The sequence below is a fragment of the Achromobacter sp. D10 genome (assembly GCF_035282245.1).
In the GTDB taxonomy this organism is placed as follows: Bacteria; Pseudomonadota; Gammaproteobacteria; order Burkholderiales; family Burkholderiaceae_B; genus Achromobacter; species Achromobacter insolitus.
In genome coordinates this window covers 1,326,802-1,342,509 of the sequence record NZ_JAYJLE010000001.1, presented here as the reverse complement: position 1 = coordinate 1,342,509, position 15,708 = coordinate 1,326,802, and the positions used below count along the sequence as shown (strand labels likewise).

Genomic DNA, 15,708 nt, shown 5'->3' with positions numbered 1-15,708 from the left:
GTTCAGGTCGACCAAGCTGTCCGTCACTGAGATTACGCTGGTGCAGGCGAGTACGTGGGAATTGAACACCACTCTTAGCTCGACTGGCGCGCCGCTCTGAGCCTGGCTGATGGAAAGCTCAGGGCGGGACAGATGAAGCGAAGTTGAGCGAGCTGAGAGGTCAGCTTGGCTCACAAATCTTGTGCAGTTAGCATCGGCCTACCGTAGCGCGAACGGCCGCCGGTCGCCTGCACGGAACTGCCTCGGCTGCTCGCCGCTGTAGCGCTTGAACGCGATCGAGAACGCCGCTTCAGATTGGTAACCCACCTGCCAGGCAATCCGGCCCACCGACATCGAAGTGTCCACAAGCAGGCGTGCGGCTTCCTGCATTCGGATGCGAGTCATGTAATTGAAAATGCCCGTGCCCAGCTCCCGTTGCGCCGCGGCGATCAGCCGCGAGCGCGAGGTTCCGGCAGCGCTGGCCAGCATTTCCAACGTCCAAGGCCGGGAAATGTCGCGGTGGAACTCGCGCAGCGCAAGCGCCACCCTTGAATCGTCGGGCAGCGCTATCCATGCTGGCAGTAACGCCGTGTGCGCAGCGATGTAGTGCCGGATCAAGTGGATCACGACCAACTCGGCCTGGCGCAACGCGACGGCGCGAAAACCCGGGCGCCGCGAAGTCAGTTCGTCGCGGATGGATTCGGTCGCGCGGCACAGCCACAGCGGCAGTTCGTCGAAGTCCAGTTGCAGCACGTCGGGCAACGCGTCGAACAGCGCCGTGCTCGTGCCCTTGGCCGGCGCCATGCCGGCGTAGAACGTCGACGTGACACCCGTATCAGGCGACTCGCCGAACGTGAGCGTACGGAAGCGATCGGCATTGGCGGGATTGCGCAGATCAACGGGTTGGTTGGGAGAGGTGTGCAACGCATCCTGGACGATATGTTCCTGGGCGCGCAGGATCAGGCACACGGTCTTGTCGCGCATCGCGTTCTTTTGCCCCGAACGGGTCATGAGCAGGTTGCAGCCCGCGCCGGTGAACACATATAGCGACACCGGCCAAACGCCGCCGGGCATGTGCACGGCCCATGGGCTGCTCGATTCCGCCTGGCCCGCCTCGATCTCGGCGAGGCGGCAAGCGTCAAGCGCGGCGCTTATCGGGTCCATCTGTGTCTTCCATCCATTTCGACCCTCCGGGGAGGGGACATGTGGCACCAATTTTTGCTCGAAGGGCCATGCCGGAAGGTAAACACTGTCGAACGGGCGCGCAATCCGTGAATCCCCGAGCATCCGGGCAGCCCCGCCAGTGGCGCTTTCGCAAAAGGAAATGGGTCCCTTGCACGGCGGCGCGAAACCATACTCCCACCAGACCAACGCGCAGACGTTCCGAGCACAGGAGACACTAGGCTGGACTCAAGACGCGCGGCGGATCGTTCACCCATTTCAAGAAGAATGCGATGCGCTCTACCGACCTCCCCGATCTCAAGTCCGCGGCTTTCCTCGCCGACCGATATCCGACCTATCGCCGCCTGCAAAGCGACTTTCCTCATTTCGAGATGGACATCAATGGCGAAGAGTGCATCGTCCTGACGCGTTACAGCGATGTGGACGAAGCGCTGCGCAATCCGCTGGCGACCGTGCAGCAGGCGCCCGGCGTGTTTCCCGAGCGCATCGGCCATGGCGCGGGGGCACGCTTCTATCGCGAGTCGCTGCCGAACATTGACGCGCCCGACCATACCCGCATCCGCCGCATCGTCACACCTGCGTTCAATCCCAAGACCGTCGCCAACATGCGCGGTTGGGTGGAAAAGGTAATCGTCGAGCATTTGGACAGACTCGAGGGCCAAGACGAAATCGACTTCGTGTCTTCCTTCGCCGATCCGGTGCCCGCGGAAATCGCCTGTCGTTTGCTGCATGTGCCGGTGTCCGACGCCCCAGAGTTGTTCGCGCGCCAGCACGGCCTGAATGCGGTATTGAGCGTGTCGGACATCACGCCGGAACGGCTGGCCGAGGCTGATGCCTCGGCAGCCTTCTACTACGAGTACATGGATGACGTGCTGGACACGCTCAAGGGCAAACTGCCCGAGGACGACTTCGTCGGTGCGCTGATGGCTGCCGAGGTCAGGGACAGCGGCCTGACGCGCTCTGAGCTGGTGACCACGCTGATCGGTTTCCTGGTGGCCAGCTACCACACCACCAAGGTGGCAATGACCAACGCGGTACTGGCCCTGCTGAACCACGACGGCGAACGGGCGCGGCTGATGGCTCAGCCCGACCTGGCTCGCAACGCCTGGGAAGAGTCGCTGCGCTATGACTCGCCGGTGCATTTCGTGCACCGCTACGCGTCCGAGCCGCTCACGATCGGCGGCCAGCCCGTCGCGGAGGGCAAGCGGCTATTGCTGGGGCTGCATGCGGCGAGCCGGGACGAGAACCGCTTCGCGCAGGCCAATCGCTACCTCATCGACCGTCCCGACAACCGCCATCTGGCGTTCGCGGGCGGCGGACATTTCTGCTTGGGGTCGCAGCTGTCCCGGCTGGAAGGCGACGTGCTGCTGCGCACGATCTTCCAGCGCTTTCCCGCCATGCGGCTGACGGAAACGCGCTTCGAGCGCGTGCCGGACCTGACCTTCCCGATGCTCCTGCGCATGACTGTCTCGCTCCGCGCCGAGTAAGGTTGAACGGCCATGAGTCAAATCACTGTCCAAATCCTGAACGGCATGTGTTGCGGCTTCGGCAACTGCGCGGCGCTGTGCCCCGAGGTCTTCGCGCTCGACTACGACACGAACCGGACCCGAATCCTGCCTGACGCGCCGCTGGCCAACTATGCGGCGGCGATCTCGAAGGCCGCCAGCGAGTGTCCGACACAGGCCATCTTCTTCAGCGCATCCGGCGGCCAAGCCCGGGCTTCGCATGGTTGAGCACACTCCGAGCCGCGCGACGGCGGATTGGCGGCCAATGCAGCTGGCGCGGCGCCAGCGGATCGCCGACAACATCTATGCGGTGACGCTGGCCTGCGAACAGGGCGCGCCGCTGCCCGACATCGCGCCGGGCGATCACATAGAAGTGCGGGTGCCGGGCGGTACGCGCGCCTACTCGCTGTGCAATCCACCCGACGCACGGGATAGCTACCACCTGGCCATCCATTGCGCGTCCGCGCATGGCGTAGCGCATTATCTGTGCGAGACGCACGCCATCGGCGCGCCCTTGCTGGTGCGAGGGCCGCACAACCATTTCGCGCTGTCACCCCGGCATCAGCGGGTTGTGCTGATCGCGGGGGGCATCGGCATCACGCCCATTATCGCCATGGCGGAATTCCTGGCGCGGCGCGGCCTGGACTTCGCCATGCACTACTGCGCGCGCAGCCGCGCCGCCGCCGCGTTCCTGGATCGGCTCGATGCCGGCTCCTGCCGGCACCAGGTGCGATACCACTTCGATGACGACCTCAAGGAGGGGCGGTTGGATCTGGACAGGCTGTTTGCCGGGCTGGACGCGGACCAGCACGTGTATCTATGCGGCCCGAACGCGATGTTGGCCGACGCCGTGGCTTCGGCCGAACGGCATGGCCTGGCCGGCCACCTGCATTACGAGCGCTTCGGCGCGAGCCGACCGCCAGCGGCACAGCAGGCGGCAGAGGGAACGTTCGCAGTGGTGGCGGCGCGCAGTGGCCGGCGCGTCGACGTGCCGCCGGACTGCTCGATCGCCACCGCGCTGGCCCGCGCCGGCGTGGAGGTACCGCTGTCCTGCGAGCAGGGCGTGTGTGGCATGTGCATGACGCGGGTCCTCGACGGCATCCCCGACCATCGCGATGACGTGCTGTCGGCGGCCGAGCGCGCTTCGAACGACCTCATCCTACCCTGCGTTTCGCGCGCAAAGTCGGCGTCGCTCACGCTGGATCTTTGAGGCGGCGCGCTGGGGGCAATCGAACATCACTTGCACCCGTCATCCAGTTCGCTGGCGGTCGGGCGCCACAACATGCCTAGGAGATAAGATGAAACTTGCCATGTTCCACGAGGGCGGCCGAGACCGCCTGGGCGTCGTAGAGGCGGACACGATCATCGACGTGACCGCGAACCTGCCGGCGCTGTCGCCCGACCTTGCCGACTGGCTGCCAGGGCAGGACACGTCGTGGCGGCTGCTTGCGCTGCTGGCGCGCGAGTCAACGGCGCGCCTGCCGCTGTCCGCTGTAAGGCTGCTGCCACCGCTGCGGCGGCCGTCAGCGTTCCTGGCCATTGGCGGCAACTATGCCTCGCATCTGAGGGAGATCGCCCGTCTGAACGTCAGCGTGGGAGAGCACCAGATCTGGTTCAACAAGCAGGCCTCCTGCATCACCGGGCCGTTCGATGACCTGATCATTCCCCCGGGCATGTCGACGTTGGACTACGAAGTGGAACTGGCTGTGGTTATTGGCCGGCGTTGCCGCAACGTGCGAGCCCGCGACGCCATCCATTACATCGCCGGATACACCGTCTGCAACGATGCCAGCATCCGCGAGCGCCATCACCGCAGTCCGACAATCACGCTGGCCAAGTCATTCGATTCGCTGGGTCCGCTGGGGCCGTGGCTGGTCACGGCCGACGAGATCGCCGACCCGCACGCACTCCAGGTTCGCACCTGGGTCAATGACGAACTGCGGCAAGACGGCAACACGGCGGAAATGCGCTTCAACATCTTCGATCAGATCGAGGAGCTGAGCAGCGCCATGACACTGGAGCCCGGTGATGTGCTGGCCACAGGCACGCCGGCCGGCATCGGCGCCGCGCGCCAACCACCGTTGTTCCTCGCGCCCGGCGACGTCGTGCGCATGCATATCCAAGGCATCGGCGACATCAGGAACCGCGTCGTGGCCGCGCCGCCCGCGCAGACCTGAACGGCGGCGTCCGCACCTTCAAACCAGGACTTCCGATCATGCTATGCATCACGTTTGACAACTTCGGCAGCGCGGCCGGCGACGCGCTGCCCTGGCCCTGCCCCGCCAGCATCCCCGCCTCCGAATGGGCTGCCTATAACCAAATCGGCCTGGAGCTGGGCCATCCGCGCATCCTCCAGTTGTTGGATGAATTACAGATCCGCTGCACCTACTTCGCCGAGGGCTATGCGGCCCTGCGGTATCCGGATGAGCTGCTGGCCTGGCATGCGGCCGGGCATGAGATTGCCATGCACGGCTGGAAACATGAAATGTGGACGGGCATCGCCTCGCGCGAAGAAGAAGACCGCCTGATCCAGCTCGCCGTGTCGAGCATCCGCGGGTTGACAGGACTGGCGCCGGTCGGCTTCCGGCCGCCGGGGCTGGCCATCAATCCCTGGACGGACGAGTTGCTGGCGACCCACGGCATCCGCTACGTATCGCTGTCACTGGTTGGCGGGTCCGGCGCGGCGCGCGCGCCAGCACCCGGCGCCACGGCGACGATGCCGACACGGGTGGCGGTGCTGCCTACCGATCCGGCGCTGATCGACGGCGCGGTCATCCATCCACGATTCGGCGGCATTTTCGGAACATTGGACGCGACGGCAGCCTATGAGCAGCTGTATCTGTCTGCGCTGGCCCACGAGACTGCGCGCCCCGACGAACCCTGGGTGCTGGTCGTGCATCCGTTCACCTCCGGCAACCGGGCCTGGTTCGGCTTCGAGCAATTCATGCGGCGGCTGGCCCTGGCGTTCGGGCCCGCACGCTTTGCGCTGGCGAAGGACGCAGTGCCTTCAACGACGCACGCCCGCGCGCCCCTGGATTGATTTCAAGCCGTCCGTCTGTGCATCGGCGCGGGCCGGCAGGCCGCGCGGACCCGCGCCATTCGAGCAGCGGTCACACACAAAATACCTATAACGGAGACAAGTCATGAGGCATTTCGTTTTCATCGGCATCCTGCTCTGGGCCTGTTCGCGCAATGCGCTGGCGGCCCAAGGCGTGACCTATGGTGGCCCGGTCGGGGGCACCGACATACAGAGCGCCTACCTGCCGCCGTATCCGGGCCTATATGGTTCGGCCATCGCCGTGGGCGCGTTGGGGGAAAAGTTCTATGACAACGCCGGGCAGAGTTCAACGACTTCCGGAAGGCTGCCGGGCGGAATTGCGCAGTTCGGTCTTCTGTATGTCTATCCGCATAAGTTGTTCGGCGGCACGCTGGGCAGTTCCGTCTCCACTGGCTACGGCTGGGGCAGTATCACCGTCAACGGAAAGCATCAGAACTTCGAGGGTATGAACGACATCTACACCGACGTACTCATGTGGAGCAAGCATCTTGGCACTGTCGAAGCGGGCCGACCGCGCGGCTTGACGATGAAGCTGGGGTATTCCATGGTACTGCCCACTGGCAAGTACGACGCGAAAGAACTGTACACGACGGGACGCAATACGCTCTATTACATTCCGAACGGCGCGTTCACCTATCTGACCGGGCCGAACTTCTTGGGCGACGGCACCGAGTTCAGCATGAGCTATTTCCTGGACATTGCCCGCAAGAATTCTGCGACCGGCTATCGGAACGGGATGGTGGTGGACGTGGACATGGCGATCAGTGAGGTCATCGGTCGATGGCAGCTGGGCGTGGCGGGGTACTACGCGCGCCAGATCGCCGACGACAGGCTGAACGGACAACGTGTGTCGGGTAATCGCTTCGCCAGCGCGGCCGTCGGGCCGGTCATCGCGTACAACATGCCGGACTGCAAATGCAGCGTCAAGTTCAAGGCACAGTTCTCCGTGTTCACGCGAAATTCACTGGCGCCTAACGCCGCCTATTTATTCTTCAACAAAGCATTCAACTAGAGCGAAATATGAATATGGCGCGGTCTTTCGGCAATCAGACGACCGCTTGCTGTGCGGGACGGGTGTGCTGTTGTCTTAGGAACGCAGTGGACGAAGGTTCTCTCAATGGCCGAAAGCCGTCTTTGCTGATCACGGCGTCCCTCCTGAAATCGACATTCCGCATTCATCCGACCAGCTCATCATTACTAACCTCTCCAGCGCGCGGGCACAGCGCTTGCTGGCGCCGCAATGTTCCCAGCTACATCGAGATGCAGCGACGATGTTCCCCGCGCATCGCAGGAGATACCGTGAGCGACCAAACTCAGTTCTTTCTGTTTCTGGCAGCCGCTGGCGCGCTGGCCGTCATGCCGGGTCCGGGTTTGCTTTATTTAACCGCTCGCGCCCTGAGCGAGGGGCGAGCCGTGGCCCTGCGGTGTTGCGTGGGATCTTTCGGTGGTGGCTTGGTGCACGTCGCGGCAGGTTCGGCGGGCTTGTCGGCCCTGCTGCTAACGAGTTCGACCGCTTTCACCGTCCTCAAATTGGCGGGCAGTTTTTATCTGCTGTGGCTGGCATGGAAGACATGGCACCGCGCGGGCGCTCCCCAAAGTGCACCTGGGACGTGGAGGCGCGGCGGACCGGTAATTCAGGGATTCATCGTCGAAGCCACAAACCCGAAAACGGCGTTGTTCTTCCTAGCCTTCATCCCGCAGTTCATCGATACAAAAGCAGGTTATGTCGCGATGCAGTTCATTGCTCTAGGCGCCGTATCCGTGGTGCTGAATACCGCTGTCGCATTGATCGTGATTGTCACTGCGGCGCATCTGCAAAGACGCATCGCTCATCATCGCGGCATGGTGGGGTACACGCAGAAGGGCTCTGCCCTCTTGCTTGCAGCGCTTGGTTTTGCCACTTTGCTCGTCCGCAGGCCGCAAACGTGAAAGTGTAAATACCCTTTCCCGGCGTCAGCGCGCACGTGGCAAGATTTCGCGATTCAAGCGCACAAAATGCGGCATCTCAAAACGCCCACGACACCGACACATCCGCCCCGACGTCCTGCTGGCCCGGGCTGAATAACCGGGTCGCCACGCTGGCGCGCACCGCGACGTTGGGTTGCGGCGCGAAATCCATGCCGGCGCGCAGGCCCATGGCGTCCGGCGCGCCCACGGCGATCCGCTGGCTGAAGGCGATGCCGGGCGAGCTCGCGAAGCGGGCCTGTTGCGTGGCGTAGCGGGACAGCCATTCATGTTCCCAGGTGACGGCCATGTAGCCTTGCAGGCGCTGGGCGTTTTTTAGTTGCCAGTCGGCGCGCGCCATGAGGCCCAGGCTGCTTTGCAGACTGTCGGCCTTGAGGGAGGACAGGTTCAGCTTGCTGGCTGCGGGACCCGATTCCTCCACGCCCGGGCGATAGGCGTGCACGTAGTCCAGGCCCAGCACGGGACCGACGGAAACGGCCTTGTTCAGCGGCCAGGCATAGGCGGTGGCCAGGCCGGCATTGAAGCTGGCGCCGCTCCAGTCGCTGTCGTGGCTGGCTTGGTAGTCGGAGAAGCCGACGCCGCGTTTCATCTTGCCCTGTTCGGCCCCCGCCCTGGCGTAGGCGGCGAAGTGCATGCGCGGATCTTGCGCGGGCTGGTAGCGCGTGTGCACGCCCAGCTGGAAGGCCGTGCTGGAACCCTTGCCGTTGTGGGGCGAGCGGCTGGTGCTGTCGAGTTCGGAGATGCTGAGATTCAGACCGTAGGTCCAGTCCTCGCGCGTGCTGCGTTCAAGCCCGACGAGCACGCCGGTTTCGCTGGTGCGGTGGCTGGCCAAGCCTTCGCGACGGTCCTGTGTGGCGTGGTATCCGTAGGGCTGCACGAAGGCCTGCCAGCCCGACGGGCGCGTCGCCGGCAAGGCGGTGAACAAGCCGCGCGTGCCCAGCAGCGGACCCACGCGGTGGTCGCGCTGAATGGAGTCGGCGGTCAGCGCGCCATAGGCGCCGGGGCCGAGCTGTTCTAGCGCGGTGGTGACGTCGGCGCCGTCCATGCGGGAGAAGTCCAGCGAGCGGTACAGGTCGCGCAGGGGCAGCTGTTGTTCGGACGAGGCCCGGCCCAGCGCCCGGCCCAATGCCGCGCCGTTGCCGGAGCGGGCGAACTGCGAGTAGGCGTCGCTGCCGCGCATGACTGACCAGGCGTAGCCTTGCGGCGAGCCGGCGTCATCGCGGGTGTCGACCAGCAACGTGGGCGACGCGATGCTGGCGACCAGCACGTCGAAATCGCCTTTCTGGCGCGCGGGCTGGAACAGCTCGGAGGAACGGACCGTCCAGCCGTCGGCGTACCAGTCGGGCTGCAAGGCCACGTGCAGTTCGCCCGCGACGGAGGCCAGGCCGTTGACGGTAAGCGTGTCGCGTCCGCCGCGGGCATTTGTTTCCAGCACCAGCCGGCCGGTGGATTCCTGCACGTAGTTGCCGGCGATGGTGATGTTGCCGAAGGAGTTGCCGGGGCTGAGCGTGCCGCGGTTGCGGAATGCACCGGCGTCGTTCATGGTGTAGCGGCTGTTGCCGGACAGCGTGGCGCCTGGCGCGATGTCGAGCGAATAAAGCCGGTGTTCGCCATTCAGCGAAGTCTGGCCGCCAGCGAGCCCGACGTGTAGATTGCGTATACCCTCGATATTGCCGTCGTAGCGGAACTTAAAGCCGGCGTCGGGCGTGTCCAGCGCGCGGCCCTGCGCGTCGGCCTGCCTCCCGAGGTTGAGCGACGTCAGGCGTTGTCGGCCCTGTTCGTCGACGCGCTCGTACAGGGAAACGATGTCCCCTTGGATGGAGGCGCCGCGCAGCACGTTGATTTCGCCGACCAGGGCATTGTCGGACATATAGATGGCGGCGCGGCGGCCGGCGACCGATCCGCTGATGTCGACCCTCCTGGCCAGCGGGCCTTCCAACTCGGGTAGCAGCGGCAAGGGCCCGTCTTCGGTTTCGCGGATATAGGAGCCGCGGTATTCCGACGCCGAGCCCATGCTGTTGTTGCCGAAGTCGAAGGCCAGCGCGATGCCGTGGCGGCCCAGCGCCTGCACGTCGCCGCGCTGGATCAGCACCTGGTCTCTGCCGTAGCTGAACATGATGCCGCGCCCGTTCCAGCCGTTGCCGTGAATGCGGACGCCCGGCGCGATGGCCAGCGTGTTGGCGCTGCCGTCCACACGGATCCCGGCACCGCCGTTGCCGGCGCTGAGCAGGTCGGCCGACTGGGTCACGTGGTTGCGTTCGCCGTAGACGTGCAGGCCGAGGCCCAGTGTGGCGGTGTTGTACTTACCGAGGACATACGCGGTGCCGGCCGCGTTGCGGGCGGCGTAGGGGTTGCGGTTGTCCAGCGTTAGGCCGTCGCCGTAGATCGAAAACCCGAAGAAGTTGCGGCGGTCCAGTTGCAGCCCCATGTCCTGCATGGCGGCCAGTTCGGCTTCCATGAAATTCGTGTAATTGCGGTAGTCCTGGTGGCTCATCAGGCTGTTGCGCAGCTCGATGTGGCTCATGTAGTCCTCGTCCAATTGGCCGGCCGACAGCATGCGCACCGGCAGGCCTGGCATGGCGCCGGCCAGTACTTCGTCGACGTGCCGGCCCGAGAAATAACCCTGGTCCTTGCGCACGTCGAAAGCATCGGCGCTATACGAATGGTCGCATTGGCTGCACATGATGGCCTGACCGGGTCGAGCCGGATTGCCATTGTCGTCGCGCAGGTGCTCGGACCATTGATTCAGGCGCTCGCCGAAGCGCGGCGTGGGCGAGTCTTCGAGGTCGTCCTGCACACCGCTGAGGATACCCAGCGCATGCCCGAGCTCGTGGAACATGACGCCGGAGAAATCGAGCCGGGACGGGTCGCGCGGCAGCTGTGAAGGCATGTGCTCCAGCTCGTCGAAATCGAGGCGGCCTACGGCGATGTTGGCATGGCCGTTCGGCTCGGGGCCGCCGTCGCGCGCCAGGGCGGCGAGCAGCTTGGTCGTAAGCGTATCGCGGCCGGCGACCGGCGCGTCGGGGCTGATCGCGCCAGCGTTGGCTTCGTCGTAGGTGCCAATGTGCAGGACCGGCGGCACGTGGCCGGGTCGCAGCGTGACGATCTCGGCCCACAGTTGCAGGCCGGAGACGATTTTGCGCTTCTGTTCGGGCGAAAGCGTGAAGGTGGAGTATTCACCCGGGCCGTCATCGAACACGGCGAAGGGGCCATCGCCTGGTCCGAAAAAGCGGGCTTCGAAGGCCGTCTGCCCGTTCTGGTTCTTAATGGGCACGATGTCGAGCGCATGGCTGGACAACGGCAGAGCGGCGATGGCGGTGGAAACAATGGCGAGGGTGAGCCTGAAATTGCAGAGCATATGCGAGTCGGGAAGAATGGCGAGCGCCGGGCGTGCCCCGGCGCGAATAGGTGGGACGAGTCTAGGCCGGAGAACAAACCCTGCGTTATCACGTCCGTCCCAATCCACTGCCTCGTTTTGTCCCAGCGTCTCAAAGCCGGGAGGGGGCCGATCCCGCGTGCTACATTTCGCCGATACAAAATGAAACGGAGGGTAGTGGTGAGCATTCCTCGGCGACATTTTCAGAGTTCAGAATTGCCCGAAGAGGCAAGGTTCGAGATTTGGCGTGATCGCATGGGCGCGATGTTCGACATCGATACGATCGATGGCAATCGGGATCTACGCGTCGACGTCCGAAGTTTCAACCTTGGCGGCATGATCTTTAGCGACATGGATGTTGACCCGTTCGTGTTCGAGCGATCGGCCTGCAAGGTGCGGGCCGACATGCTGGATCACGTCATGCTGCGTTTCGACCCTCCCGCGCACGGCGGCCAGAATCCCCGGATGCTGACCATAGATCTAGGCCAGCCGCTGGAACGCGCGCTCATCTCCACGCGCAATCTCTCGATCATCCTCCCACGCGCGACCATGGCGGAGCTAGTCCGTCAGCCCGAACGGTTGCACGGCCAGTTCGTTGAGGGCGGCAGCATCACGCTACTTTATGAATACCTGCGCGCACTTTCGTCTTCCATCGGTTTGATCGATGCCGGCCAGGTGAGCGGCGTCCTGTCGGCCACCGAAGGCCTGATCGCGGCATGCGTGGGCGGCCTGTCAGAGAACCCCGCCAAGGCCCGCACTGAAGGCAAGGCCACGGCCTTGATGCGGGCGCGACGTCATATCGAAGCCCATCTAGGCGATCCAACACTCAGTCCAGATGGGATCGCCTGGGCGTGCTCGATTTCGCGTTCTAGTCTGTACCGGCAGTTCGCCGACCACGGCGGCGTGGCCGGATATGTGCAGGAAAGGCGTCTTGTGCGGGCATTCGCAATGCTCTCCAACCCCTCCAACACTTCGACCATTTCAACGACGGCCTATCGTTGCGGTTTCTCCAGCGACGCCTATTTCAGCCGTACGTTTAAACGCCGATTCGGCTGCTCTCCGAGCGAGTTGCGCGCCGATGCGATATCCGGCTCCCGCACGCAACGCTTGGGTGAGCGAAACAAGACGATGGCCGACAACGTATTCAAAGCCTGGGTTTCGGGACTGTCTACCTGATGGTCCCTTACAACCTTCGGGTACACCCCTCTCCTTCAGGCTGGTCCCGACATTGCTGCGCGCTCACGGAACCAGTGTGCCGTGGCCTCGTCGGCCGCAAAGAACGATTGGGCCGGGATGCTCGGGCGGGTGTTTTCAGAAATGGGAATTTCCTTGGAAGAATACTGGCGACGCGATTAGCCCCGACGTCATCGATGCGCAGGATCGCCCGATCGACAAGGGCATAGCCTGAAATTCGTGACCCCTACGAGAACCCCATGACAAGGCATGGCACATGCCAGATCCCATTTCCAAACGGGGCTACCGAGCGTACGTCGGAGCGCCAATTCGTGCGCCCGCCGACCAGCCTGGGAATTTGAATCTCAAGTCGCGCTCGCGCTTTGCGATCGACTGCTTGTTATGACGACTGTGTCGTTTCGCCACCCGTCAGATGCGGCCCGCATGCGGAGCCGCGCGGTTCACGTATCGCTGACGGTGGGCGAAACAGGGCTGCGTTCTCTGTGGGAACCATGCGCTTCGGCATATACGCGGGTAAATTCTGCGCCCAGCAGAAACACCTGGGCCGCGTAATAAACCCAAATCAGCACGATCACCAGCGACCCGGCCGCCGCGTACGACGAGGCGACGGACGCCTTGGCCATGTACTGGCCAATCAGGAACTTCCCGATTTCGAACAAGACGGCGGTGACGAACGCCCCTGTCCAGACGTCTCGCCACGCGACCGAGACTTGGGGCATAAATCGGTAGATCATCCCGAAAAGCAGGGTGAGTATGCCCAACGTAATTGCCTCGTTGACCAGTTGAAGAAGCATTCCCCAGCCCGGAATGCCGCCTCCCAGCCAACTGCCCAATGCGGCCAGCACCGTGCTTACGACCAACGAGACGAGCAACAAAAACGCCAATGTCAAAATCAGGCCAAAGGAAAGCAGGCGCGCGCGGATCAGGGCCCATATGCCGGATTGCTTCTTGGCGTTGACCTTCCAGATGCGGTCCAGCGCGCTTTGTAGTTCCGAAAATACTGTCGTCGCCCCGACCACCAGCACCACGACGCTGATGACCGTGGCTGCGATGCCCTGCGCGGGTTCTTGCGCCCCCAATACGACACTTTCCACCGCCTTCCCACCCTCAATGCCGACCAAGGCGCTGACTTGGTCGAACAACTGCCCTTGCGCGGCTTCGTGGCCCCAAAAGAACCCCGCGATACCGATCACGATAATAAGAAGTGGCGCCAGCGAGAAAACCGTGTAGAACGCGATGGCGGCGCCCATGCTCGGTGCATAGTCGTCCAGCCAGTTCGTCACCGTTTGCTTGACTAACGCATAGAACCCTTTGATAGCCATTTCCACACTCTCAGCGCATGCAGAGATGGAGCAAGTGGCGTGCCACCCCTGTATCAAGACCGGATGGCGGCGGTCCTAGAAATCTGGGGAAGGTGCTATGGAGCGGGTGATGGGAATCGAACCCACGCTTGAGGCTTGGGAAGCCGCCGTTCTACCATTGAACTACACCCGCTCGGGTGTCGTGCTGTCGGCCAAAGCCGAAGCAGAGGCGGCGATTATAGCGCGCCTTTTTTTATCGGCGGGAGTGGCTTTTCTGCCTGTGCCCTCGGCCTCACGCTACGTGAATTAAATATGTCCCCAATTTAGTGCGTATGGGCGACAGCGGCGCGCCGGACCTGCCACTACAATTCGGGCTATGAATACGAACACCCCCGAAAACCCCTCCGCGGCCGGTACGGCCCCGGATGCCGCAAGCACCCCCGCAACACCTGGCGGCGATGCCGCGTCCGCCGCCGTTTCCCCGGAAACCCGGGCGGCGCTCGCCAGCACCGCCCACGCTCCCAACAGCCCCGGCGCGACCCATATCCGCAGTTTCGTGCACCGCCGCGGCCACATTACTCAGGGCCAGTTGGCCGCCCTGGAGCGCCTGATGGGCGCCTGGTCCATTCCCTATGCGCCGCGCCGCCTGGATCCCGCCATTGCCTTCGGCCGCCAGGCGCCGACGGTGCTGGAAATCGGCTTCGGCATGGGCGAGACCACCGAGAAGATCGCGTTGGCGCGACCCGATGACAATTTCCTGGGCGTGGAGGTGTTCAACGCCGGCGTGGGCTCGCTGCTGCGCCGCATTGAAGACTCCAACATCCAGAACCTGCGCATCATCCAGCACGACGCGGTGGAAGTGGTGCGCGACATGATCGCCCCCGACTCCCTGGCCGGTGTGCATATCTACTTCCCGGATCCATGGCCCAAGAAGCGCCACCACAAGCGCCGCCTGATCCAGCCCGCCTTCATCTCGCTGTTGGCCAGCCGCATCGCGCCCGGCGGGTACATCCATTGCGCCACCGACTGGGAAGACTACGCGGTGCAGATGCTGGAAGTGCTGGGCAACGAGCCGCAGCTTGCGAATACCGCGGACGGTTATGCGCCGCGCCCCGATTACCGCCCCCTGACCAAATTCGAGAACCGCGGCCTGCGCCTGGGCCACGGTGTCTGGGACCTGATCTTCAAGCGAGTCGCCTGATGCTATATCCGCCCATCGAACCCTACCGCCAAGGCACGCTGGACACTGGCGACGGCCACCAGATCTACTGGGAACTCTGCGGCAATCCGCAGGGCAAACCCGCTGTGTTCCTGCACGGCGGTCCCGGCAGCGGCTGCTCGCCCGTGCATCGCCAGTTGTTCGATCCGCAGCGCTACAACGTGCTGTTGTTCGATCAACGCGGCTGCGGCCGTTCGCAACCCCACGCCAGCCTGGAGAACAACACGACCTGGGATCTGGTGTCCGACATCGAGCGTCTGCGCACCGAAGTCATGGGCGCGGAAAAGTGGCTGGTGTTCGGTGGTTCCTGGGGTTCGACGCTGGCGCTGGCCTATGCGGAAACGCATGTGTCTCACGTCAGCGAGCTGGTGCTGCGCGGCATTTTCGGCCTGCGCCACGCAGAGATCCAGTGGTTCTATCAGGAAGGCGCGTCGTGGCTGTTTCCCGACCGCTGGGAAGAATATCTGGCGCCGATCCCGGAGAACGAACGCGGTGACCTGGTTGCGGCCTATCACAAGCGCCTGACCGGCGACGATCCTGCCGAGCAGCTGCGCGCGGCCAAGGCCTGGAGCAAGTGGGAAGACAGCACCATCACGCTGCTGCCCAGCCCGCGCCATCAGCAAAGCCACGCCGCCGACCGCGCCGCGCTGGCTTTTGCCCGCATCGAAAACCACTACTTCGTGAATCGCGGCTTCATGGAAGAAGGCCAACTGATCCGCGACGCGCACAAGCTGCGCGGCATTCCCGGCACCATCGTGCAGGGCCGCTATGACGTCTGCACGCCCGCGCGCACGGCCTGGGACCTGCACCGCGCGTGGCCCGAAGCGGACTTCCACCTGGTGCCCGACGCGGGACACGCATTTGATGAACCCGGCACGTTGGCGCGGCTGATCGCCGCCACCGACGGCTATGCGCGATAACTGAGGAGA

Annotated in this window: 13 protein-coding genes and 1 tRNA gene; 10 read left to right on the top strand and 4 right to left on the bottom strand. The window is 64.0% G+C overall.

The features are described 5' to 3' along the window. Nucleotides 1-198 precede the first annotated feature (198 nt). Nucleotides 199-1,143, bottom strand: a complete 945-nt coding sequence (locus tag VCS63_RS06390; protein ID WP_175201840.1) for an AraC family transcriptional regulator — start codon at nt 1,141-1,143, stop codon at nt 199-201. A 290-nt stretch (nt 1,144-1,433) separates the two neighbouring features. On the opposite strand from VCS63_RS06390, the gene VCS63_RS06385 reads away from it, so the two are divergent. The 7 genes from VCS63_RS06385 (at nt 1,434) to VCS63_RS06355 (ending at nt 7,653) form a co-directional block, all read left to right on the top strand. Beyond that, nucleotides 1,434-2,648, top strand: coding sequence for a cytochrome P450 (locus VCS63_RS06385; RefSeq protein ID WP_323878962.1), 1,215 nt, complete (start codon nt 1,434-1,436; stop codon nt 2,646-2,648). A 12-nt stretch (nt 2,649-2,660) separates the two neighbouring features. Next, complete coding sequence (locus tag VCS63_RS06380) at nt 2,661-2,894, top strand: ferredoxin (protein ID WP_164794631.1); 234 nt, start codon at nt 2,661-2,663, stop codon at nt 2,892-2,894. Between the two features lie 37 nt (nt 2,895-2,931). Further along, entirely contained in the window at nt 2,932-3,876 is a 945-nt protein-coding gene (locus VCS63_RS06375) for a PDR/VanB family oxidoreductase (RefSeq protein WP_323878960.1), read from the top strand. A gap of 88 nt (nt 3,877-3,964) precedes the next feature. Then, nucleotides 3,965-4,843 carry a fumarylacetoacetate hydrolase family protein gene (locus VCS63_RS06370; RefSeq protein WP_164794633.1) on the top strand — a complete coding sequence of 293 codons (879 nt, stop codon included), beginning with the start codon at nt 3,965-3,967 and terminating at the stop codon, nt 4,841-4,843. A 38-nt stretch (nt 4,844-4,881) separates the two neighbouring features. Then, a complete protein-coding gene (locus VCS63_RS06365; RefSeq protein WP_323878957.1) occupies nt 4,882-5,706 on the top strand; it encodes a polysaccharide deacetylase family protein in 825 nt (274 codons plus the stop codon). A 103-nt stretch (nt 5,707-5,809) separates the two neighbouring features. Continuing rightward, nucleotides 5,810-6,736, top strand: a complete 927-nt coding sequence (locus VCS63_RS06360) for a SphA family protein (protein WP_164794635.1) — start codon at nt 5,810-5,812, stop codon at nt 6,734-6,736. A gap of 287 nt (nt 6,737-7,023) precedes the next feature. Continuing rightward, nucleotides 7,024-7,653 (top strand): LysE family translocator, encoded by a 630-nt coding sequence (locus VCS63_RS06355; RefSeq protein WP_323878954.1) that lies wholly within the window; start codon nt 7,024-7,026, stop codon nt 7,651-7,653. Between the two features lie 76 nt (nt 7,654-7,729). Here the strand turns inward: VCS63_RS06355 and VCS63_RS06350 are convergent, their stop codons facing one another. Further along, nucleotides 7,730-11,047 carry an autotransporter outer membrane beta-barrel domain-containing protein gene (locus tag VCS63_RS06350; protein WP_323878952.1) on the bottom strand — a complete coding sequence of 1,106 codons (3,318 nt, stop codon included), beginning with the start codon at nt 11,045-11,047 and terminating at the stop codon, nt 7,730-7,732. A 273-nt stretch (nt 11,048-11,320) separates the two neighbouring features. Between VCS63_RS06350 and VCS63_RS06345 the strand changes: the two genes are divergently transcribed. Further along, nucleotides 11,321-12,241 carry a helix-turn-helix domain-containing protein gene (locus tag VCS63_RS06345; protein WP_323878949.1) on the top strand — a complete coding sequence of 307 codons (921 nt, stop codon included), beginning with the start codon at nt 11,321-11,323 and terminating at the stop codon, nt 12,239-12,241. Between the two features lie 458 nt (nt 12,242-12,699). Here VCS63_RS06345 and VCS63_RS06340 read toward each other — a convergent pair whose 3' ends face one another. Next, a complete protein-coding gene (locus VCS63_RS06340) occupies nt 12,700-13,581 on the bottom strand; it encodes a YihY/virulence factor BrkB family protein (RefSeq protein WP_323878946.1) in 882 nt (293 codons plus the stop codon). Between the two features lie 98 nt (nt 13,582-13,679). Further along, nucleotides 13,680-13,753, bottom strand: a tRNA-Gly gene (locus tag VCS63_RS06335). Nucleotides 13,754-13,936: 183 nt separating this feature from the next. On the opposite strand from VCS63_RS06335, the gene trmB reads away from it, so the two are divergent. Beyond that, nucleotides 13,937-14,761 (top strand): tRNA (guanosine(46)-N7)-methyltransferase TrmB, encoded by an 825-nt coding sequence (gene trmB / locus VCS63_RS06330; protein ID WP_063639457.1) that lies wholly within the window; start codon nt 13,937-13,939, stop codon nt 14,759-14,761. Then, nucleotides 14,761-15,699: a prolyl aminopeptidase gene (gene pip / locus VCS63_RS06325; protein ID WP_042795328.1), complete on the top strand. Its 939-nt coding sequence runs from the start codon at nt 14,761-14,763 to the stop codon at nt 15,697-15,699. Before trmB ends, pip begins: the two co-directional genes overlap by 1 nt. The last annotated feature ends 9 nt before the right edge of the window (nt 15,700-15,708 follow it).

Bases quoted from the DNA above. Each gene is read 5' to 3' on its own strand.
- VCS63_RS06340 (WP_323878946.1), bottom strand. From the start codon at position 13,581: ATGGCTATCAAAGGGTTCTATGCGTTAGTCAAGCAAACGGTGACGAAC.
- VCS63_RS06360 (WP_164794635.1), top strand. From the start codon at position 5,810: ATGAGGCATTTCGTTTTCATCGGCATCCTGCTCTGGGCCTGTTCGCGC.
- pip (WP_042795328.1), top strand. From the start codon at position 14,761: ATGCTATATCCGCCCATCGAACCCTACCGCCAAGGCACGCTGGACACT.
- VCS63_RS06350 (WP_323878952.1), bottom strand. From the start codon at position 11,047: ATGCTCTGCAATTTCAGGCTCACCCTCGCCATTGTTTCCACCGCCATC.
- VCS63_RS06380 (WP_164794631.1), top strand. From the start codon at position 2,661: ATGAGTCAAATCACTGTCCAAATCCTGAACGGCATGTGTTGCGGCTTC.
- VCS63_RS06345 (WP_323878949.1), top strand. From the start codon at position 11,321: ATGGGCGCGATGTTCGACATCGATACGATCGATGGCAATCGGGATCTA.
- VCS63_RS06375 (WP_323878960.1), top strand. From the start codon at position 2,932: ATGCAGCTGGCGCGGCGCCAGCGGATCGCCGACAACATCTATGCGGTG.
- VCS63_RS06390 (WP_175201840.1), bottom strand. From the start codon at position 1,143: ATGGACCCGATAAGCGCCGCGCTTGACGCTTGCCGCCTCGCCGAGATC.
- VCS63_RS06370 (WP_164794633.1), top strand. From the start codon at position 3,965: ATGAAACTTGCCATGTTCCACGAGGGCGGCCGAGACCGCCTGGGCGTC.
- VCS63_RS06385 (WP_323878962.1), top strand. From the start codon at position 1,434: ATGCGCTCTACCGACCTCCCCGATCTCAAGTCCGCGGCTTTCCTCGCC.
- VCS63_RS06365 (WP_323878957.1), top strand. From the start codon at position 4,882: ATGCTATGCATCACGTTTGACAACTTCGGCAGCGCGGCCGGCGACGCG.
- trmB (WP_063639457.1), top strand. From the start codon at position 13,937: ATGAATACGAACACCCCCGAAAACCCCTCCGCGGCCGGTACGGCCCCG.